The sequence below is a fragment of the Enterococcus sp. DIV1444a genome, assembly GCF_051712125.1.
GTDB lineage: Bacteria > Bacillota > Bacilli > Lactobacillales > Enterococcaceae > Enterococcus > Enterococcus faecalis.
This window is the reverse complement of the sequence record NZ_JBIOOG010000001.1, coordinates 2,456,329-2,476,991: the sequence shown is the minus strand read 5'-3', so window position 1 is coordinate 2,476,991 and position 20,663 is coordinate 2,456,329. Positions and strand designations below refer to the sequence as shown.

Here is a 20,663-nt window from a genome sequence, read left to right as displayed (position 1 = left end):
ATACAACAACTTAACACTTTGTTTACTTGTTATTTATCAGAAATCAACTAAGACTTGTTATAGTCAATGTATGGGTAGATATGAAGGAGGAAACAAGGAAATGAAGAAAAGAGCTTTGCTAGGGATTACCTTATTAACATTCACAACATTAGCGGGTTGTACAAATTTATCTGAACAGAAAAACGGTGAAAAACAAACAGAGGTTGCTGAAGCAAAGGCAACTGAATCCGAAAAAGCAACAGTGAAAAATGTTATTTTTATGATTGGAGATGGCATGGGGAATCCGTATACAACAGGCTATCGATATTTCAAAGCCAATCACTCAGACAAGCGTGTTCCCCAAACAGCTTTTGATACCTATTTAGTTGGACAACAAGCCACTTATCCAGAAGATGAAGAAGAGAATGTCACCGATTCAGCTTCCGCAGCGACAGCGATGGCTGCGGGAGTGAAAACCTACAATAATGCTATTGCACTCGATAATGACAAGTCCAAAACAGAAACCGTGCTCGAACGTGCGAAAAAAGTGGGTAAATCAACGGGACTTGTAGCAACATCAGAAATAACACATGCAACCCCTGCTGCATATGGCGCGCATAATGTTTCCCGCAAAAACATGGCAGAAATCGCCGATGACTATTTTGATGATCAAATCGACGGACAACACAAAGTCGATGTGTTACTTGGCGGCGGCTCTGAATTATTTGCACGGAAAGATCGTGATTTAGTCAAAGAATTTTCCCAAGCGGGTTATGGTCATGTCACAGACAAAAAGTCGTTACATGAGAACCAAGACGACAAAATTTTAGGCTTATTTGCACCAGGTGGGCTACCTAAAATGATAGACCGAACGGAGGAAGTTCCTTCGTTAGCTGATATGACAGAAGCGGCTCTTCAACGTTTAGATAAAAATGAAAAAGGCTTCTTTTTGATGGTTGAAGGTAGTCAAATTGATTGGGCCGGGCATAGCAATGATATTGTTGGCGCGATGAGCGAAATGCAAGACTTCGAAGCGGCGTTTGAAAAGGCTATCGATTTTGCCAAAAAAGATGGTGAAACATTGGTGGTTACAACCGCAGATCATTCTACTGGTGGCTTGTCTTTAGGTAAAGGAGATCAATACAATTGGTTGACGGAACCTTTACATTCGGCGAAACGCACGCCTGATTTTATGGCAGAAGAAATTGTTAAAAATGGTAATGTAGAAAAAATAGTGACTGAGTATATTGATTTTCAATTAAGTGAGGCTGAATTGAAAGCAGTGAAAACAGCGGCGGAGTCAAAAGATGTTGAAAAAATCGCTCAGGCATTAAGAAAGATTTTTGATGAACGTTCGAATACTGGTTGGACTACTGGTGGACACACAGGGGAAGATGTAAATGTCTATGCTTATGGGCCACAAGCAGAAGCTTTTTCAGGACAAATTGATAATACGGATCAAGCAAAGATTATTTTTGGCTTAGTAGATGGCACAGGGCAAAAAGCCGAGATTAAAGATAAAGGCATCGTTAAATAAAAAAACAAAAAAACAGAATTGCTACTCGTTCTGTTTTTTTGTTTTGGGCATAAAATTTCGTCTCTGTTATATCTCTGCTATAATTAAGTTAAATGGATAAAAGTGAGGTTAAAATAATGAAAAAAATGCATGTGGAAAGTGAGTTTGCACCATTACGTTCAGTTGTATTAGCACAATCGCAATTTTGTTTGCCAAGTCGAGGCAATAAAATAGATACATCTTTTTTAACAGAGGAAAATGCCCGTTTAACAGAGAATAACGAAGGACGTGATTTGGCAGACTTTGCGCCCGAACATCAAGTGCGTTGGGAAAAAGAAAAAGAAGTTATGCAAGGATTATTAGAATCTTATGGCGTAGAAGTCTTTCGACCACGCTTATTGACAAACTATGAAAAAGAACATGGCAAAGAATTAGGCGTAGGGTACAGTAACTTCTTTTCTCGAGATCCCTTTTTTACAATTGGCAATCTCTTAATAGAAGGAAACTTACGATTCCAACACCGCCGACAAGAAATTTTACCGATTCGTCCGATTATTCAGCAATGGGTGCAAGAAGCAGAAGGCTATTATTTTGCTGCGCCACAACCTGACACTTCTGAAGGTGCTTTAAGTGAAACAGGTCCCTTTATTGAAGGTGGTGACGTTTTAGTTTTAGGCAAAACAATTTTTGTAGGCTATTCTGGTTTGGCGAGTAATTTAGCGGGGATTCAGTGGTTAGCCAAAATGATTGGTCATTTTGGTTATGAAGTGGTGCCGGTTCGGTTGCATCCACATATTCTCCACTTAGATTGTGCGTTAAGCTTGTTGAGAGAGGGTTTGATGATCATTTGTGAGGAAGCCTTTTTAGATGGGATTCCTGCACAATTAGCAAACTGGGAAAAAATCCATGTTACTTTACAAGAAGCAGCTTATTTAGTGACGAATGGTTTGCCGCTTAACGAAGAAACGTATATAACGGATCAATCCTTTACAACTCTAATTCCTCAAATAGAGGCAAAAGGCATCAAAGTGGAAGCGATTGACTATCATGTTTCCAGAATGTTGGGTGGCTCCTTCAGATGTACAACACAAGCGTTGATTAGAGAATAATTAGTGACTGGTTGCCGATATTTGTAAGAAAAAAGGCACATTTTGTTTATGAAAACGATATAATTCTAGTTTTCACTATTTTTTTAAAAAAAATTGAGGGAATTTCGATTTAATAAATGCGAGAAAACGTCAAAATATAAGTATTGATTACTTACTTTTTGACGTTTTCTTGCTATTTTTTTAGATATTTACAGAACGAATAACAAAAAAAAGTCAGGTTTTCTTTGAAAACAACGTTTTCAATTTTAATAAAAGTCATCGAAACGCTGGTATTATAATAAATTCATTTTTTTCGTCTAGGGTGTTTAAAATTTGAAATCACAAGTGCTCTTTTTTTCGTTATACTTAGAGTACGTTCTACCGCGATAGGAAAGTTTTTACTTTTTTATCCAGTTCATTAATCGACAAAACAAAAAGGAGAGATTTAAATGAAGAAAAAAACATTGGTAACTTTATTTGCAGGAACGGCTATTTTAGGTGCGAGCATTGCTCCAGCTGCAGCTCACGCAACAACAACAGGTACAACGCCAGCGAGCGTGTCAGTCACAGATGGTTCATTACCAGATGGAAAAGGTGATGATAACGACGGAAGTACAACAGATCCAGATCCAGAGAACCCAAATACAAACTTTGATTTGTTATATGTTCCAACAGAATTCAAATTTGCAGCTACTGAAGTTGGTTCTGACTTCTCAGCAATTTCGTTAGATGCTGCTGGTTCGCAAACAAAACGCTATGGTGTTGGGGATGTTCGTGGGACACAAGCAGGTTGGTCAGTTACAGCAGGTGTTGCTGAAATGAAAAACGGCACAGCGACGTTAGAAGGTTCAATTACTTTTGCGCAAACAGGTGCGGTTGCTAAGTACGATACAACAGCAAAAACATACTCACGCGATGTGGCGGCATTTGCAACAGATCCAGGCAGTCCTGAATTTGCTGGAACAAGTATTCCAGTAGGTGGAGCAGCCGTATCAATCGCTACAGCTGCCGTGGGTAAAGGACAAGGTACATGGGATTCTGAATTATCAAATGTGAAATTAAACGTAACAACACCTAGTTCAAAAATTAAAACAGGTGCATATACAGGTAACGTAACTTGGACATTAGTGGCTGCGCCATAAACAGTTACTAACGAGAATACTGTATTACCAGAAAAGGAGCTGCGCAGAGGTGCACGGCTCCTTTTCGATACATAGGAGGAACTAACAATGAAGAGAATGCGCTGGCTAATCGTCACAGTTTTTATGTGTGTGATGGCATTAACCATCCCTTTTGTTGCACAGGCAGAAGAAGCGGATGACAACATGAATACAAAATTTACAGTTAAACCAACGATTCCAGAGAATCAGGCAAAAAATACGCAATCTTATTACGATCTCATCGTAAAACCAGGACAGAAACAAGAAGTCGAATTATCATTAATTAATAAAACCGATGAAGAATTAATGATTGAGTTGAATTTGGCAAATGCCGTTACGAATGATAATGGTTTAATTGTTTACAATGATATTGAGAAAAAACCAGATGCAAGCTTAAAAACACCACTGACAACATTAATGAAATTACCTGCAGAACAAGTAAAAGTACCTGCTAGAAAAACAGTGGCAGCTAAAATGACTATTGAAATTCCAGAGAAAGGTTTCCAAGGCTTAGTCTTAGGTGGCGTTTATGCGTCGCTCGCAGAAGATAACAAAGAAGAGACGGGGAAATCAACGGGGTTAACTAGTCGTTATGGCTTTAATGTAGCGGTTGCTTTACGAACGTCAGAAGATACACCAATGTATCTAGCAGAGACTCTTCAATTAACAAAGTTAGTTCCGACCATCGCTTTAGGAAATAAATCGGTTCAAGCGGTTATTCAAAATCCAACGTCAGCTATTTTTCCTGAAGTACGTTTAGAAGGAAAAGTAACGAAAAAAGGCGAAACGAAAGAGTATGCTAAACGGATTTTACCAAGTGTTCGTTTTGCACCGAATTCAACGATGAGCTTTAACTTAGATTTTGGGAAAGAAGATGTTCGTCCAGGAACCTATATTTTTGAAGGGAAAGCAGTCTTGAAAGAAGATGAACAACAAGTTTGGCCGTTTAAGCAAGAATTTACCATCAGTAGTCAAGAAGCCAAAAAATTAAACAAAGAAGCGGTGGTGAAATTGGTCCTACCAACTTGGTGGAATCAAGCTTTTTATGGGTTGTTAGTTGTAACGTTTGTGAGCCTAATTCTAGCTATTTGGCGTTTTACACAACAAAAAGCGGCACTGAAACAACAAGTCTATTTACAACAAGAAAAACAGGCAGCCTTGAAAAATAGGCAGGGAGCACGCTATGATGACAGCGAAAAATAAATGCTCATTTCTAATGATATTAGGAATATTTTTAACCGTCGGCATCGCGAGTCTGAACGCTTCTTCTGAGAGTTTTGCGGAAGAAGCAGGGCAAACGAATATCGGTGTGATGTTCTATGGAGGAAAGACACCGCTAGAAACGGAAGATATCACTAAGTCGACAGAACAGCCAATTACTAACAAAGATAAAAAAAAGCCACAACCCCAAGAAGAGGTGACCGAGAAAAACACTGCTAAAATAAATCCAACTGCTGCTCAGATGTCATTACCAAGGACAGGTGAACGAAATAGTAGGTGGCTTTATAGTCTCGGTGTTGTCTGTCTGCTCATAGTAATAATAAGTTTCTATTATTTGAATAAAAAAAGGAAAAAAGAAAAATAAGCTGCCGTTTTTACAAATAAAATCAATTGTAGAAGGAGGAAGATAGATGGGAATTACGATGTGGATTTGGATTTGTGCCGGCTTAGCTGCCCTTTGTTTTGCTTTGTTTTTACTGTTCTTAGTAAGTAGCATGAATTTTGTTCATCAGGCAAAGCCTAAGCAGTCTTTAGTAAAACAATCAATGTATAGTTGGTTACTTCTGCTAATTTGTGGTGGCTGGGTAGCAATAGCTATCTTGCTGAATATCGCATTACAAACACAATTAACATAAAGACAACCCGTTGTAAGTTTTTAGAAACTTGCAACGGGTTTTTATTCACTCTAAAATAAAGAACGGTACAATTTATCAAAAAAGTACAGTAGACATTTGTACCCAACTTAGATAGAAAATAAAGCGCTACCATTATATGATAATTACAGGAGGAGGACACAGCTGTGAATTATAAAATAAGTTATCTCCTTGACGAGTATGCAGGCCAAAAGATTACGCTCTCTTTGGCCCAACAAGTAACCGATCTTTCACAACGAGAATTAGTGACGCAACTTTCGACAATAGGCGGAAAAGTTCAACAGAATACCGTCAGCATTCCAAGCCTTTCCGCAAATGAATGGGGGAAACAACTGTTTCAACAACGTCAAGTGATCTATAGCGAAACAGAAAGACAAGCACTCATTTTTTTACTCACTTATTCAGAAATCGAAGAACTATCGGTTTATCATTATCAAAATTTTTTAGACGTTTCGAAAGGCACTATTTTAGCGGATATCAAAAAAGTACGCCACCAACTAGCAACTGAAAACATTGCTTTATCTTACGAGCGGAAACGAGGGTTTTACCTGGAAGGAGATGAATTTCGGATTCGTCGTTTCGGCAAAAATTGGCTTGCCCGCCTCTTACAAAAAAAGTCGGGCACCTTCGCTTTATTTTGCTGGCTCAGTCAGCATCAAATGAGCCAGTACGCAAAAATGCGTGACGGCATTCAATTAGCCGTCCAAGAAGCACAGCTTCAACTAGTACCCAGCAGATTGGATGAAATTAGTTATTTTCTTGCTTTTTCTCAAAAAAGATTAGGTAAATATGAAACAGTTGCTTGGCCTGAGAACCAGTTGATTCAGTCCTTACGCGCTTATCCTGTCAGTTGTCGTCTTTTAAGTGATTTAGTTGGGCCGGTGGCGAATGTAGAAACTGAGAGTATTTTTTTAACGATTTGTTTAATGACAGCCTTGCAAGGAGAATTGCGAGATACGAAGTTAGAGTTTTTATTAGATATTTCTGGTGAAATTATTCGGAAAATGGAATTATTGGCCGTCGTTCAATTTGAACAGCCTCGTGAATTGCTCATGAATGTGTATTATCATCTGGTTCCAGCTTATTTTCGGATTAACTATGGCTTTTACTTACCGAATGTTTTGATTAAAGATATTCGACAATCATATCGATCGCTTTATAATCTTTGTGAACAAGCGTTAGCTCCTTTAGAAAAATTAACGAAACGTTCCATTCCGTCAGAGGAAATCGGGTTTTTTACCATATTATTTGGTGGAGAAATTTTCGGCCAAAAAAATGAGCAGCGACAAGAAAAGCTAAAAGCGCTAATTGTTTGTCCCAGTGGGATCAGTTCTTCGTTGATTTTGCAATCGGAATTGCGTCGCCTATTTCCAATGATTGAATTTAAAGAAACAAATGCGGTGAGGGAAATAGAGAATGTATCTGAAAAAAGCTATGACATTATTTTCTCAACGGTCCCTATTGAAACAGCCAAAAAAGTTTATCTTACCAAGCCTATTATGAACTCTTTGGAAAAAAATCAATTGATGCATCAAGTCCAATCAGATTGGCTATTGCCAGGTATTTCCATGCCAGATGTTAAAGATATTTTAGATGCGTTAAAACCTTATATTTCCTTAAAAAAAGGCGTCACAGAAGCGCAGTTATATCGTGTCTTACATCGTAAAATGAACAAAATTATAGAAAAAGAGGAGGATCTGCGCCCAATGTTATCGGAACTATTAACAACAGAAACAGTCCAAGTCTTGCCTGAAGTTGCAGACTGGCGAGCAGGAATTACAGAAGCTGCCAAGCCGTTATTAAAAAATGGAAGTATCACGGAAAAGTACATTGACGCGATGATTCAAAAAGTCGAATCGTTTGGGCCGTTTATCCATATTTGTCCAGACGTAGCATTGCCTCATGCGCGACCAGAAGATGGCGTTAATCAGTTAGGCATGTCATTACTAAAAATTCAAAAAAGTGTCGATTTATTAGAAGACCCTAAGCATGAAATTCACCTTTTTATCTGTTTAGCTGCTTCAGATAACGAAACACATTTACGGGCCTTATCTAGCCTGACAAAAATTCTATCAAAAAAAGAATCATTACATCGCTTAGTGGCGGCTGAAACCGTCCCAGAAATATTATCAATTATCCAAGAAGGAGAGAAATAAGATGAAGATTTTTACAGTTTGTCAAAGTGGTTTAGGAACAAGTTTTATGGTGCAAATGAATATCCAACAAATTTTAGAGGAAGTTGGTGTTGACACAGATAATTTTCAAATTGATCACACGGATGTCGGGAGTGCCAGTGGCGATATGGCTGATTACTTCTTTGTCGAAAAAACATTGCAAGATGCTTTAGGGTCAATTCCTGATGAAAAAATTATTCCTTTAAATGCGATTATTGATTACGATGAAACGAAGGAGAAAGTCTTGCAAGTTTTAGATGACAATGGCATTGCACATCAATAAGAAGGAGGAAAAACATGGAAACTTTATTGAATTTATTTGTTTCAATTGTTAGCCAGCCAGCGATTCTGGTTTCATTAATTGCTTTGTTGGGATTAGTTTTACAGAAAAAGAAATTTTCTGATGTTGTTCAAGGAACGTTGAAAACATTCGTCGGCTTCTTAGTTTTAATTGGTGGAGCAGGGCTATTGGCGAACTCGTTAACGCCTTTTGCCGAGATGTTCCAAACCGCGTTAAATACACAAGGCGTGGTGCCTAGTAATGAAGCGGTTGTAGCGATTGCCTTACAACAATATGGGACACCAACCGCTCTGATTATGTTGGTGGGCATGGTTGTTAATATTCTGTTGGCGCGTTTTACACGTTTTAAATATATCTTTTTGACAGGTCAAGCGATGATGTATGTTTCATGTTTGACAGCCGTTATTCTAGTGGGGGCCGGTTTTAGTGTTAGTTTGCCAATGATTCTTTTAGGTGGTTTATTTGAAGGAACCTTATTAACAGTGACACCTGCTCTTTGTCAGCCCTTTATGAAACAAATTACTGGAAATGATAAAGTGGCAATGGGTCATACAGGGAATATTGGCTATGCGGCAAGTGGCTTTATTGGAAAAGTCTTTGGGAATAGAGAAAAGTCAACGGAAGACATTAAAATTCCTAAAAGTTTTGGTTTTTTAAGAGACTCAACTATCTCAATTATGATTTTGATGTCGATCGTCTATGTGATTTTGGCTTTGTTGGCTGGCACAGGCTATGTCGAGCATGAGTTAAGTAATGGCGAAAATGCGATCATCTTTTCGTTAATTCAAGCAGGAACCTTTACGGCTGGTTTCGTTGTGGTTTTACAAGGTGTGCGCATGGTTTTAGGAGAAATTGTGCCCGCTTTCCAAGGAATTGCTAAAAAATTAGTACCTAATTCTAAACCAGCACTTGATGTTCCAATTATCTTTCCTTATGCGCCAAACGCAGTCTTGATTGGGTTCTTTGTGAGCTTTATCGTGGGAACTATTTCAATGTTAGCGATGGTTGGTCTGAATACCACCGTGATTATACCAGGTGTTGTCGGGCACTTTTTCTGTGGTGCCGCAGCAGGCGTTTTTGGAAATTCCACAGGGGGACGTCGGGGAGCGATTTTAGGGGCTGCATTTAATGGCCTATTAATTAGTTGGTTACCGTTATTCATTTTACCAGTCTTGGGTGATCTACAGTTAGCATCCTCAACGTTTGCGGATACAGATTATTTAATCCCAGGCCTATTTTTAGGCAAATTAGGTGAGGCAGGTCCGAGTCTTTTAGTAGGAGGAATCATTGCTTTTGTAGTGGTTGTTCTTTTGGCTAGCGCTGTTTTGACTATGCGGGAGAAAAAAGTCGCTGAAGAAAACTAAGCGTTTTGTTCTGAAAAAAGACAAGTGGGACAGAAGTCAAAACGACTTCTGTCCCATTTGCTTTTTTACAATTGTTCTTGGATAAACTGCGCAATTTGTTGCCGTGCTTGTCGTCCTTCTGGCAAGTATTGTTTCATTGCGAAAACGTGTTGCATGCCAGGCACCAATCGGCAAGTATCTTGTGGTCGTGGCCCTAATTGTTTTAAAAATTGGTGATAGGAAGGGCAAAAAACTTCATGTGTGCCGCCCACGAAAAAAAGTGGCGGAAATTTTTGATAATCAAAGGACAAGCAATTTAAAGAAAGCGTGGCGTGATTAGCTGTGTCGTCAATCTCTTGAGCAATTAATTGTAAATAGTTCATGCCAATCATTTTGTCCTTTTTTTGATAACTTTTGGCAACGGGAATGTCTAAGTGTCCATCTAACCAAGGAGAAATTAAAACAGCAGCTTTGGGTAAGCGTTCAGGGGAATCAGTGACTAAGTTCTGCAATACGTTTAAAACCAATGTGCCACCAGCTGAATCACCTAATAAAATAACATCTTTGGGGTCATAATGCTGTAAAATTTCTTGGTAAGCAGCATAGCAATGATTGTAAATATCAGCAAAAGACTTATTTGGTGCTAATGGATATACAGGGATAAAATAATCTGTTGCAAAAGGGAGATCTTCAATTAGTTTATAACTAAAGTCTAATTGGCTATAGGCGAGATTCAGTGTAAAGCCCCCACCATGTAGGTACAGTATAGCTTTCTTGGTAGGCGCAATAACGGAGTTCGACATACGATACATCGTAGGAAATTGAGTCATTTCTTGAAGAGGAAAAAGATGACGTAAATGTTTTGGCAAAGCTACTTGTTCATTTAATGATCGTTGCCAATGATAAAAAGCCTTGGTAACTTTCGGATTTCGTTCAAGTCGAGCAATTTGGGAAAGACGTAAAGAATCTTCAAAAAGACAAGCTTTTAAGGATTTTTGACGAGAACGTGCGTGGAACAAATATGCGCTAGCTAACAACAAACCAATCGCTTTCTTTTTCAATTGAGGCCCTCCATTCAGCAAAGTAAATCATTTTTTCTACAGTATAACATTTTAAAAGTAGAATAACGAAATTTGTTGAAGGGAGGAAAGGACGGTTTAAACGAATGTACGTATTTATTTGTGGTTGCGTAAAGTAAATGATTGTAGTAAATTAAATGAGATTAAGAGGTCTGGTGAATGGGCGCGTTCACGGCAAGGAGAGAAGTAGGATGACAAATAAAAAGGTTACAATTAAAGATGTTGCCAATGACTCAGGTGTCTCCATTACTACCGTTTCACAAATTTTAAACGGGAACGGGGCACGGTTTAGTGGGAAAACGGTCGAAAAAGTATTGGCTGCAAAAGAGCGATTAAACTATCAGCCGGACTATTTTGCGCAACGTATGGTGATGAAAAAAAGTAAGACGATTGGCGTAATCGTACCTGATATTACCAATCCATTTTTTGCGCAATTGATTCGAGGAATTGAAAGTGTTTTATACAAAGAAAATTTTATACTGATGTTATGCAATGCGGACCAAGATGTTACAAGAGAACATGAATATTTAACAGAGTTGATTCGTCGCAGTGTCGATGGTTTTGTGATTGCGAGTTCTGAAATTTCCAATCAAACGATTAATGAAACCCTACGTGCAAAAAAGATTCCTTTTATTGTACTTGACCAAAAAAAAGCAGAAGGCTTTAGTGATGCTGTTTTGACAGACGATTACAGAGGTGGGCAACTAGCAGCAAAACATTTGCAAGAGCAACGACATGAACAGGTCATCGTGGTAATGCCACCACATGCGCCAGTCAATATTCAGCAACGGTTAAAAGGTTTTTGTTCTGTTTATACGGAAAAGGTCCAGTTGATCGAAACAGAATTATCAAAAATTGGCGGCTACCAAGCTGTTCCTGAGATTTTAAAAACAGAGAGCACAGGAATTTTTGCTATCAATGATGAAATTGCTTTTGGTTTATATCGAGGATTAGCAGAAGCGGGCAAAAAGATTCCTGAGGATTATAGTATTATTGGTTATGACAATGTTGACATGTGCGAGTATGTTTCGCCGCCGCTAACAACAATTGCTCAACCTGTTTTTCAATTGGGGCAAACTACGGCGACTTTATTATTAGAAAGAATCCATCAGCCTACAAAAGATTGGGAAGAGCAAACCTTGCCTGTCCAACTGATTGAACGATTTTCGACAGCACCCTTGAAATAGCTTTCAAGGTGTGCTATATTTTTGTTGTGGAATTAAAACGTTTTACTAAAACGTTTTAATTAGAATGGAAAAATAAATTTTATTGAGGTGGATGAAAATGAACGCGGTTACAATTATTGGAAGTATCAATTTAGACACGACATTAAGAGTCAAAGAAATGCCAAAACCAGGCGAAACAATTCACGCCATTGAACATTTTACAGCGGGTGGTGGTAAAGGAGCAAACCAAGCAGTTGCAGCGAAACGTTCAGGTGCAGAAACATATTTTATTGGTGCTGTGGGAAATGATGGCGCTGGAGCTATGATGACTGATTTAATGAGTCAAGATGAAATTAATTTAACTGGGGTCACCACTTTAGAAAAAACAGCTACTGGCCAAGCCTTTATTATGGTGGATAACGCTGGTGAAAATAGCATTATGATTTATGCGGGGGCCAATAACGCCTTTACGCCAAAACAAGTACAGGAACATCAAGAAATTATTGAAAAAAGTGATTTTGTGATTGCCCAATTTGAAAGTGCGATTGACAGTACAATTGCAGCTTTTAAAATTGCTAAAAAAGCAGGCGTCAAAACGATTTTAAATCCTGCACCTGCGTTAGAACAAGTTCCTGAAGAATTACTAAACGTTACAGATATGATTGTACCAAATGAAACAGAAACCGAAATTTTAACAGGCATTAAAATCACAGATGAAGCGAGTATGCGTAAAGCTGCGGATACACTTCATCAATTAGGGATTGAAGCAGTAATTATTACAGTAGGCAGTAAAGGCGCTTTTTATGACGTCAATGGTCGAAGTGGTATTGTGCCTGCTTTTAAAGTGAAAGCGGTTGATACAACGGCTGCTGGCGATACTTTTATTGGCGCATTAAGTAGTCTATTAGAGAAAGACTTTAGCAATTTGGAAGAAGCTATTCGTTATGGAAACAAGGCCTCCTCTCTAACTGTGCAACGTTTTGGAGCCCAACCTTCGATTCCTTATCAACACGAATTGGCAGATAAATAAAAAGGAGTGAGCGACATGAAAAAAACAAAAGTCATTAATTCAGATATTTCCCGCGTCATTGCACAAATGGGTCATTTTGATAAATTAAGTATTGGTGATGCAGGCATGCCTGTGCCTCGAACTACAGAAAAAATTGATTTAGCAGTTACCAATGGCGTCCCTAGTTTTATGGAAGTTTTAAACAATGTTCTTGAGGAATTGGCAGTTCAACGAATTTATTTAGCAGAAGAAATTAAAACAGAAAATCCAGACATGTTGACAGCAATTAAAACTCGTTTACCCGAAACCCCTATCAGTTTTATTCCTCATACAGAAATGAAACAAGAATTAAACAATTGCCATGCCTTTATTCGGACAGGAGAAATGACTCCTTACGCAAATATTTTATTAGAAAGTAACGTTGTCTTTTAAACGAGAGAGGGGAAATAGAGATGAATGCAACTGCATTATTAATTGGTTTAGGACCGCTTCTAGGTTGGGGGCTTTTCCCAACAATCGCTTCAAAAATTGGTGGACGTCCAGTGAATCAAATACTTGGCACCAGTTTAGGAACATTAATTTTCGCCGCTATTTTTTCAATGATTAATGGTTTGGCTTTTCCAGCGGGCATGGATTTATTCTTTTCAATTTTATCTGGTGTCGGTTGGGCTTGTGCGCAAATCATTACGTTTAAATGCTTCACGATGATTGGCTCATCACGTGCCATGCCAGTAACTACCGCGTTCCAACTTCTAGGTGCTTCTCTCTGGGGTGTCTTTTTCTTAGGAAATTGGCCAGGAGCGACAGCTAAATTATTAGGCGCATTTGCCTTAGTGTTAATCATGATTGGTGCCAAAATGACGGTCTGGTCGGAAACGGAATCCGCTGAAAGTGCTGGAATTATGAAAAAAGCAGTTCTTCTATTAGCCGTTGGTGAAATCGGCTATTGGGCGTACTCTGCAGCGCCCCAAGCGACGGCAATTGATGGCATGCATGCCTTTTTACCACAAGCAATAGGCATGGTAATTGTTGCAGTTATTTACTCAGCGGTTGTCACTTTTAAGGGTGGGGAAACATCGCCATTTATAGAAGCTGTTTCCTACAAACAAATTTTTTCAGGCTTTTTCTTCGCCTTTGCAGCGTTAACTTATTTAATTTCAGCGCAGCCAGATATGAACGGCTTGGCAACTGGCTTTATTCTATCCCAAACATCAGTTGTCCTTGCAACGTTGACAGGTATTTGGTTCTTAGGACAAAAGAAAACAGCCAAGGAAATGACCGTAACGATTATCGGCTTAGTTTTGATTTTGGCAGCAGCTACGATCACAGTGATGATTTAAGTAAAGCCAAGTTAGACGTGTTGGTTACGAGAAGTAAGAAGGAATTTTGGCGGAGTTACTTCTATACTCAACCTTTATCAGTTTTTAAGTTTGAGACAAAAAATCCGAAGTGATTTTTGTCTCAAGCTTTTTTTCGTGATTGTTCGTTTTTTACAGAATTTAGAATTTGATATTTACTTATTTGTTGGTTTATTATATGATTAAACACGTTGTTTCATTAATAAATTGAATATTTTACGAACATTGTAAAATGTCTGGATTTTAGGAGGACGGAACATGAAAGAAAAAATAAGTTCATATTTTGAACTTGAACAATTGAATACGAATATGAAACGAGAAATGTTAGCTGGTTTCACAACATTTATCTCAATGGCGTATATTTTGTTCGTTAATCCAACCGTACTAGGTGCTTCTGGCATGGACGAAGGAGCTGTTTTTACTGCCACCGCTTTAGCGAGTGCCTTAGGTTGTATTTTAATGGGTGTGTTGGCAAAATATCCGATTGCGACAGCGCCAGCTTTAGGAATTAATGCATTCTTTGCTTATTCAGTCTCTGTTGGTATGGGGATTCCTTGGCAAACGACATTAGCAGGCGTTTTTGTGGCTTCATTGATATTTATTTTAATTACAATTTTTAAATTACGCGAGCTAATTATTGATGCAATTCCTGCAGACTTGAAATTTGCAATTTCAGGTGGGATTGGGTTGTTTATTGCTTTTCTTGGTTTAAGCCAAGGTGGCTTAATTGTGGCAAATGATGCGACACTCGTTGGCTTAGGACCTTTGAATGTTGGCTCAACATGGGTCACCATTGTCGGTTTGGTCGTAACTGCGATTTTGTTAGTTCGTCGAGTGCCTGGTGGTATTTTTATTGGGATGGCAATTTCAACGATTGTTGGTTTAGCGACAGGGGTTATTCCAATGCCTGATAAGATTATTTCAAGCGCGCCAAGTTTAGAACCAACATTTTTAGTGGCGTTAGGACATGTGAAAGATATCAATACGATTCAAATGTGGGTCGTGGTTTTAACATTCCTATTAGTGACATTCTTTGATACTGCTGGTACATTGGTGGGCTTAGCCAACCAAGCTGGTTTTATGAAGGACAATAAAATGCCGCGTGTGGGGAAAGCTTTAGCGGCTGATTCAACAGCGATGCTAGCTGGTTCTCTATTAGGGACCTCGCCAGTTGGTGCATATGTTGAATCATCTGCGGGGATCGCTGTGGGTGGTCGTTCAGGAATTACAGCTATTACAACAGGGATTTTATTTATTTTCAGCTTACTATTTTCTCCTTTGTTAGCGGTTGTCACTTCGCAAGTTACAGCACCAGCGTTGATTATTGTTGGCGTTTTGATGGCGCAATCCTTAAGCAAAATTAAATGGAACGAGATGGAAATTGCGATTGCGTCATTCTTAATTTTATTAGGGATGCCCTTGACATATAGCATTTCAGATGGGATTGCCTTAGGCTTTATCTTCTATCCAATTACAATGATTGCGGCAAAACGTGGCAAAGAAGTTTCGCCAATTATGTATGGCTTGTTCTTTGTTTTTATCGGGTTTATGTGGATATTGAATGTGAAATAAGTAAGAGAAATTGATCAAATAGTTGATTCATAAGACAATGAACTTATGAATCAACTATTTTTTCGACTAAGTACTAGAAAAACGCCCCTTATTTGATGTATAATTTGCAAAGACATTGACCTGTGAAGGTACAGGAATAGAGAGGAATTTATTGAGTGAAGTCTACAGAAATTATGATTTCAGGTAGTAGTTTCTGTTGAAATGTATTGAGAATACTGGTTTTTAAGGTCTTTTTTCGTACAGTAAATAAGTTCAAAAAGCAATGATTGTTAGCTCTTGTGTTAGCAGTTGTTGCTTTTTTTAATTGGAGACAATGTAATCTATGGAAATCAATTACTATTAAAAAAACTTGAAATATGTTAAGTGTTTTTACCGACAAACATTAATAGAAATTCTATCTGATAACATAGAAAATTACGTTGAATTTCAGATAATACAGAGAATTAAGTCTCTGTATAGGAGCAGAATAAAATACAAAAAATACTTCCGTAATTAAGAATGTTTCATTTAATTTATCAAAGAATATTGCCTGTAAATCATCCGTACACGATTGAACAAACATACACCTTGAATGTTTGTTCAATCGTGTATTTTTAGTATGTATAATATTAGGATGTATTAAATATCTTACAAAATTGATAGATGTTTAAATATTTTTATCTATTGTATTAGGACTACGCTTCAAGTATAGTGGTTGATGTTCTAAAATTTTGTTGATTTCCTACTTCGTATTTGAATCCTATCTTTATTGGAATCTTATTTTTGGTATATACAACTCAAAATATAGATGATAAGAAGGAGGAATTTATATGAAACTAGATAAATTAAAAAATCTTGTATTAAGCCAAACGCAATTAAAGAGCTTGGTTGTAGTTTATAATCTGTATCCTAGAGGCAAACAAATGAATGAGCTAGAAAATCTCTGCCAAGTTTCTAAAAATGAATTAAAGAGAGTCCTAAAAGTATTGGATGAAGAAGTCAAAAGCCTTCACTTCTTTGATAAGGTTAATAATATAATAGTAGTTAAAGATAAGTTTGTTTCATTTAATTCTGAAATAAATGAAGCAACTTATACAATGTTGCTTATGCAGTTAAGAAAAAAATATTTACTTTCTTCAAGTGTTTACAAAGCATTGCTATTCGTATTAGAACAACGCTATTTTTGTTTGCAAGAATTAGCTGATCACTTGTTCTATAGTGATTCTTATACGTATAAAATAATAAAAAGATTGAAAAATTTTTTCTATTACTTAGAAACAGATTTAAAATTAGTGAAAGTTAATAAATCTGATCTTTATATTGAGGGGCGTGAATCTTCTAAAATAATTTTTCACTATTTATTAGTCATGTTAGTTTCCCATGGAAATGATTGGGTATTTCAAGACAGTGAAAAAGAAGCACTGTTATCTTACCAACCCCCAAAAATTTTAGATAGCTTAGAGTTACTCAGCGACTGTAATAGAGATAAAATTTTGAATATTTTAGCAATCTATAAAATAACCTCTCACGTTAAGGACCCTTTACTTTGCCTATCTAAAAATATTATTGAAATAGGTGAACTGATGGATAACGATGGTGAATTTCCATTTTATATAAATCAAACTGTCGACGTATTCAATGATGATCGAAACATTCATTTCTTATTTATGGTTCATTATTTCATACAAGAATTACGTGATAGAAGTCAGAAAATTCTAGTTGGAAAGAATTATACGACACTTGAAGAAAATGAAATCATACAAACGTGTATGTATTTTCTAGAGGATATCAAACAAAATTTTTCGATATCTCAAGATTGTTACTATGAACTGCTATATACGTTATGTAAAAGGTTAGTTGTTGTTCATCATTTAGGGTTGCACCAGTTTATGTTTGAGAGACATACTGTAGAATTTAAAGGTGTTGTTGATAGGCGTGTTGAAGTATTATTTGATAAATATTTTTATGGTTATCAAAATGAAAGGTCATACGCAAAATTAAAATATAGCCTAATTCCTTTAGTCACTAGTTATGTGAAGTTAGCTGTGGAACAGCCTCTAAAAATATACGTTGAATTCCAACATCATTCAGAAGACAGAATGATTGTTGTGAATGCATTAAAACACAGATATAGTACAAAAATTTTAGAAATAGTAGAAAGGTATGAATTGGCAGATATTATTATTTCTGATACTCCTTCGACCTCTTTTAAAGAAAAAACTTATTTTTTAATTCGTCATGCTTTAGATCCACATACTTGGTGTTCTTCCATCGTTGAATATGTTAACAGTATTTTAAATACTAAATAAATTTAAGCGAAACCTCAATTAATAAAATTTGAGGTTTTTTTGTGTATCAATATACAGCTGAACCTTACTAGTTATCACAGAAGACTAGTCTTTTGACTTAGACTATCAGACAGGTTTTTATCCAAAAAGTAACAAAACTAAAAAAAACAAGATAAGACTTTAGCGGAAAAAGATGCTATTTTTTACGTGAGGTATCAGTATACACATAATCATCTATTTATTCAGGCAACTGTTTGATAAAGGATAAAGATTCATATACCAAGTGGATAATAAGTCAACACTATGATTTTAGATAGTTACTAGCATTAAATACTGTATCTCATAAGGATAAATAGGTGTATACCAAACATATATGTCTGGTGTGTAAGCACAAAATATTACTCTATCCATAGTAGATGTATAAGAAAATTCCCCCTATTTTTATTTTGAAGCAAGAACAGACTGACATATGTGTTTGGTTATCTTATTAAAGTAAAGGAGGAAATACAGTAAATTACACACGAAAAAGTCATTATGTGTAGGGAACAGCTATGCTATGACAGACAAGTTATTTTGAGGATAATTCTTGTCCATACAAAGAAAGAGTGGAAACTAGCTAGATTTTTTAACAGACAAACAAAACAGGAGGAGAAATATACGTATGAAAAAACTATTTTTAGGAACCAGTTTAGTTATTACTTCGCTTTTCGTTAGTGCTCAGATCACACATGCGGAAATGAAAAATGAAACAGAAACAAAAAGTAAAGCAGAATCAAAAAGTACAGTGAAAACAATTTTAGGAGAAACTACTGATCCAGTAGCGCCAGTAGATCCTACTGATCCAAACAAACCAAACCCAGATCCAGAAGTACCTGGTACAGGAAATACTGGACCGCTTACAATAGACCATGTTTCTAACATTGATTTCGGAGAACAGGAGATTAAAGAGAAAGAAGCTATCTATAATGCGAAAACAGAACATCCTTATGTACAGGTAACTGATCGACGAGGTACTGGAGCTGGTTGGACACTAAAAGCCTCTATTGATGAGTTTAACAATGAAGATAAGACAAAAACGTTAAAAGGAGCAGAACTTTCTTTAAAAAACGGGATCATCAAATCAACAAGTGGAAACGTATCTGAAAAACCTCAAGGATATGATGTTAACTTAAATAAAGATTTGCAAGTAATTATGAAAGCAGAAACGGATCGAGGTATGGGGACTTGGCTAGATGTCTTTTCTGGAACAAAAGATGATAATACAAATGTACAATTAAAAGTACCGGCTGGATCAGCGAAAGCCAAACAAAATTATTCAAGCGTTATCCGTTGGGAGTTAACTGATGCGCCTGCCTAATAAAAATAGGTTCTCTAAAGCTAATAACTAGTTATTAGCTTTAGAGAGTAAATTACATACATCATATAATTAGTTAGAGGTGAATAAACTTGAAAAAACTAGCTATACTCTTATTTATGTTAAGTGGATTTTTAGTCAAAGAGGACATATACGCTGCCAATACACAACAAAAATCAAATGCTGAAAGTCAAGTTACAATTACATTTGTAGAAAGCTCAGAGAAGCAAGAACAGGCGGAAAGCAAAGATTTTCAGAAGATGACTTTCGATAGAAGTTCAAAAACATTTTTGCCTAGTACAGGGTTAAAAATGAGTGGGCTATTATTCATATTGGGTATGTTAGCGTTTTTTCTAAGTGTTACTATTCTATCAATGAGAAGAAAACATAGGAGGAATAACTTATGAGAAAAATCATCTATTCGCTCTGTATCATTTGTTTTAGCGCCATATTACCGGCCGGCGGAGTCTCTGCAGCGGACATGGCATATAGTGTCAAAGCAAACTTGCCAGAAAATCAGCGAAACAATGAACATACGTATTTCGATTTATTCATGCAACCTAAACAAAAGCAAGTAATCAGCATTACCTTTGAAAATCATTCAGAAGACCCAATTGAATTAGAAGTGAATTATCATGCAGCACAAACGAATGATAATGGTGTCATTGATTATAAAGGAACAAAAGAAAGAAAAGATAGTAGTTTAGCATACGATTTAAAAGAGCTTATTACAGGTGACCAAACCGTAAAGTTGAATGGTAACGAAAAAAAAGAAGTACCCTATACTATCACAATGCCTGAACAAAAATTTGAAGGAATTCTTTTAGGGGGGTTCCATATTCATAAGAAGGACAAAGAAGCTGCTGCGAATCAAAAATTTCAAATTAAAAATGACTATTCTTATGTCATTGGGTTGCAGGTGACAGAAACAGAGCAAAAAGTAACACCAGAATTAAAACTAAACACAGTTGAGCCTGGCTTAAATAATTATCGAACGACATTGTTTGCTAATCTTCAAAATACGACTGCGACAATGATTACGGATATGACTGTCACCGCTGAAGTCTACAAAGAAAATGGTACAGAAGTCCTTCATAAAACGGTTAAAAACAATCAATCAATGGCTCCAAATTCAAATTATAACTTTCCAATTTCATGGGATAATCAAGCATTTCAACCAGGTAAATATAGTTTAAAACTAAACGCAAGTGACAAAGCAAGTCACAAGTGGTCGTTTAATAAAGAATTTGAGATAAAAGACAACGTAAAAAATTATAATGAAGAAGCAGTTAATCTAAAAGATCAATCTAATAAAAATGATTATATAATGTATGTTTTAGTTTGTTTACTGGTTTTCACAGTAGTAATTATTATCTACTTATTGTGGAAAATAAAACGAAAGTGAGGTAGACATTGATTATAT

Annotated in this window: 19 protein-coding genes; 18 read left to right on the top strand and 1 reads right to left on the bottom strand. The window is 36.7% G+C overall.

What is annotated here, in order from left to right; translation table 11 throughout:
* Positions 1 to 70: 70 nt before the first annotated feature.
* The 9 genes from IGI87_RS11945 (at position 71) to IGI87_RS11905 (ending at position 9,456) form a co-directional block, all read left to right on the top strand.
* Positions 71 to 1,516, top strand: coding sequence for an alkaline phosphatase (locus tag IGI87_RS11945; RefSeq protein WP_162782545.1), 1,446 nt, complete (start codon positions 71 to 73; stop codon positions 1,514 to 1,516).
* Positions 1,517 to 1,632: 116 nt separating this feature from the next.
* Entirely contained in the window at positions 1,633 to 2,604 is a 972-nt protein-coding gene (locus IGI87_RS11940) for a dimethylarginine dimethylaminohydrolase family protein (protein ID WP_438737142.1), read from the top strand.
* A gap of 428 nt (positions 2,605 to 3,032) precedes the next feature.
* Entirely contained in the window at positions 3,033 to 3,725 is a 693-nt protein-coding gene (locus tag IGI87_RS11935) for a WxL domain-containing protein (protein WP_104854136.1), read from the top strand.
* 87 nt (positions 3,726 to 3,812) lie between these two features.
* The gene (locus IGI87_RS11930) at positions 3,813 to 4,946 is read left to right on the top strand and encodes a DUF916 and DUF3324 domain-containing protein (protein ID WP_104854137.1); all 1,134 of its coding nucleotides are present in this window, start codon (positions 3,813 to 3,815) and stop codon (positions 4,944 to 4,946) included.
* Positions 4,927 to 5,328: an LPXTG cell wall anchor domain-containing protein gene (locus IGI87_RS11925; RefSeq protein WP_104854138.1), complete on the top strand. Its 402-nt coding sequence runs from the start codon at positions 4,927 to 4,929 to the stop codon at positions 5,326 to 5,328. Before IGI87_RS11930 ends, IGI87_RS11925 begins: the two co-directional genes overlap by 20 nt.
* Before the next feature lie 46 nt (positions 5,329 to 5,374).
* Positions 5,375 to 5,599: a hypothetical protein gene (locus IGI87_RS11920; protein WP_104854139.1), complete on the top strand. Its 225-nt coding sequence runs from the start codon at positions 5,375 to 5,377 to the stop codon at positions 5,597 to 5,599.
* Positions 5,600 to 5,763: 164 nt separating this feature from the next.
* Positions 5,764 to 7,773 carry a BglG family transcription antiterminator gene (locus IGI87_RS11915; protein ID WP_438737140.1) on the top strand — a complete coding sequence of 670 codons (2,010 nt, stop codon included), beginning with the start codon at positions 5,764 to 5,766 and terminating at the stop codon, positions 7,771 to 7,773.
* A 1-nt stretch (position 7,774) separates the two neighbouring features.
* On the top strand, positions 7,775 to 8,074 hold the full coding sequence (locus IGI87_RS11910) for a PTS sugar transporter subunit IIB (protein ID WP_104854141.1): 300 nt from the start codon (positions 7,775 to 7,777) through the stop codon (positions 8,072 to 8,074).
* A gap of 14 nt (positions 8,075 to 8,088) precedes the next feature.
* Positions 8,089 to 9,456 (top strand): PTS ascorbate transporter subunit IIC, encoded by a 1,368-nt coding sequence (locus IGI87_RS11905; protein WP_104854142.1) that lies wholly within the window; start codon positions 8,089 to 8,091, stop codon positions 9,454 to 9,456.
* 65 nt (positions 9,457 to 9,521) lie between these two features.
* Here IGI87_RS11905 and IGI87_RS11900 read toward each other — a convergent pair whose 3' ends face one another.
* Positions 9,522 to 10,496 (bottom strand): alpha/beta hydrolase, encoded by a 975-nt coding sequence (locus tag IGI87_RS11900; protein ID WP_113794594.1) that lies wholly within the window; start codon positions 10,494 to 10,496, stop codon positions 9,522 to 9,524.
* 209 nt (positions 10,497 to 10,705) lie between these two features.
* On the opposite strand from IGI87_RS11900, the gene rbsR reads away from it, so the two are divergent.
* The 9 genes from rbsR (at position 10,706) to IGI87_RS11855 (ending at position 20,645) form a co-directional block, all read left to right on the top strand.
* A complete protein-coding gene (gene rbsR / locus IGI87_RS11895; protein ID WP_104854144.1) occupies positions 10,706 to 11,701 on the top strand; it encodes a ribose utilization transcriptional repressor RbsR in 996 nt (331 codons plus the stop codon).
* 91 nt (positions 11,702 to 11,792) lie between these two features.
* Positions 11,793 to 12,710 carry a ribokinase gene (rbsK, locus tag IGI87_RS11890; RefSeq protein WP_174108245.1) on the top strand — a complete coding sequence of 306 codons (918 nt, stop codon included), beginning with the start codon at positions 11,793 to 11,795 and terminating at the stop codon, positions 12,708 to 12,710.
* 15 nt (positions 12,711 to 12,725) lie between these two features.
* A complete protein-coding gene (rbsD, locus tag IGI87_RS11885; RefSeq protein ID WP_002355102.1) occupies positions 12,726 to 13,121 on the top strand; it encodes a D-ribose pyranase in 396 nt (131 codons plus the stop codon).
* A 20-nt stretch (positions 13,122 to 13,141) separates the two neighbouring features.
* Positions 13,142 to 14,029: a ribose/proton symporter RbsU gene (gene rbsU, locus IGI87_RS11880; protein ID WP_438737137.1), complete on the top strand. Its 888-nt coding sequence runs from the start codon at positions 13,142 to 13,144 to the stop codon at positions 14,027 to 14,029.
* Positions 14,030 to 14,305: 276 nt separating this feature from the next.
* Positions 14,306 to 15,619, top strand: a complete 1,314-nt coding sequence (locus IGI87_RS11875; protein WP_438737135.1) for an NCS2 family permease — start codon at positions 14,306 to 14,308, stop codon at positions 15,617 to 15,619.
* A gap of 809 nt (positions 15,620 to 16,428) precedes the next feature.
* Positions 16,429 to 17,907, top strand: a complete 1,479-nt coding sequence (locus tag IGI87_RS11870; RefSeq protein ID WP_438737133.1) for a helix-turn-helix domain-containing protein — start codon at positions 16,429 to 16,431, stop codon at positions 17,905 to 17,907.
* 640 nt (positions 17,908 to 18,547) lie between these two features.
* On the top strand, positions 18,548 to 19,243 hold the full coding sequence (locus IGI87_RS11865) for a WxL domain-containing protein (protein ID WP_280211476.1): 696 nt from the start codon (positions 18,548 to 18,550) through the stop codon (positions 19,241 to 19,243).
* 89 nt (positions 19,244 to 19,332) lie between these two features.
* Positions 19,333 to 19,647 (top strand): LPXTG cell wall anchor domain-containing protein, encoded by a 315-nt coding sequence (locus IGI87_RS11860; RefSeq protein ID WP_438737131.1) that lies wholly within the window; start codon positions 19,333 to 19,335, stop codon positions 19,645 to 19,647.
* The gene (locus IGI87_RS11855) at positions 19,644 to 20,645 is read left to right on the top strand and encodes a DUF916 and DUF3324 domain-containing protein (protein WP_438737129.1); all 1,002 of its coding nucleotides are present in this window, start codon (positions 19,644 to 19,646) and stop codon (positions 20,643 to 20,645) included. The genes IGI87_RS11860 and IGI87_RS11855 overlap by 4 nt, the downstream gene beginning before the upstream one ends.
* Positions 20,646 to 20,663: the final 18 nt, after the last annotated feature.

Bases quoted from the DNA above. Each gene is read 5' to 3' on its own strand.
- IGI87_RS11945 (WP_162782545.1), top strand. From the start codon at position 71: ATGGGTAGATATGAAGGAGGAAACAAGGAAATGAAGAAAAGAGCTTTG.
- IGI87_RS11940 (WP_438737142.1), top strand. From the start codon at position 1,633: ATGAAAAAAATGCATGTGGAAAGTGAGTTTGCACCATTACGTTCAGTT.
- IGI87_RS11935 (WP_104854136.1), top strand. From the start codon at position 3,033: ATGAAGAAAAAAACATTGGTAACTTTATTTGCAGGAACGGCTATTTTA.
- IGI87_RS11930 (WP_104854137.1), top strand. From the start codon at position 3,813: ATGAAGAGAATGCGCTGGCTAATCGTCACAGTTTTTATGTGTGTGATG.
- IGI87_RS11925 (WP_104854138.1), top strand. From the start codon at position 4,927: ATGATGACAGCGAAAAATAAATGCTCATTTCTAATGATATTAGGAATA.
- IGI87_RS11920 (WP_104854139.1), top strand. From the start codon at position 5,375: ATGGGAATTACGATGTGGATTTGGATTTGTGCCGGCTTAGCTGCCCTT.
- IGI87_RS11910 (WP_104854141.1), top strand. From the start codon at position 7,775: ATGAAGATTTTTACAGTTTGTCAAAGTGGTTTAGGAACAAGTTTTATG.
- IGI87_RS11905 (WP_104854142.1), top strand. From the start codon at position 8,089: ATGGAAACTTTATTGAATTTATTTGTTTCAATTGTTAGCCAGCCAGCG.
- rbsR (WP_104854144.1), top strand. From the start codon at position 10,706: ATGACAAATAAAAAGGTTACAATTAAAGATGTTGCCAATGACTCAGGT.
- rbsK (WP_174108245.1), top strand. From the start codon at position 11,793: ATGAAAATGAACGCGGTTACAATTATTGGAAGTATCAATTTAGACACG.
- rbsD (WP_002355102.1), top strand. From the start codon at position 12,726: ATGAAAAAAACAAAAGTCATTAATTCAGATATTTCCCGCGTCATTGCA.
- rbsU (WP_438737137.1), top strand. From the start codon at position 13,142: ATGAATGCAACTGCATTATTAATTGGTTTAGGACCGCTTCTAGGTTGG.
- IGI87_RS11875 (WP_438737135.1), top strand. From the start codon at position 14,306: ATGAAAGAAAAAATAAGTTCATATTTTGAACTTGAACAATTGAATACG.
- IGI87_RS11870 (WP_438737133.1), top strand. From the start codon at position 16,429: ATGAAACTAGATAAATTAAAAAATCTTGTATTAAGCCAAACGCAATTA.
- IGI87_RS11865 (WP_280211476.1), top strand. From the start codon at position 18,548: ATGAAAAAACTATTTTTAGGAACCAGTTTAGTTATTACTTCGCTTTTC.
- IGI87_RS11855 (WP_438737129.1), top strand. From the start codon at position 19,644: ATGAGAAAAATCATCTATTCGCTCTGTATCATTTGTTTTAGCGCCATA.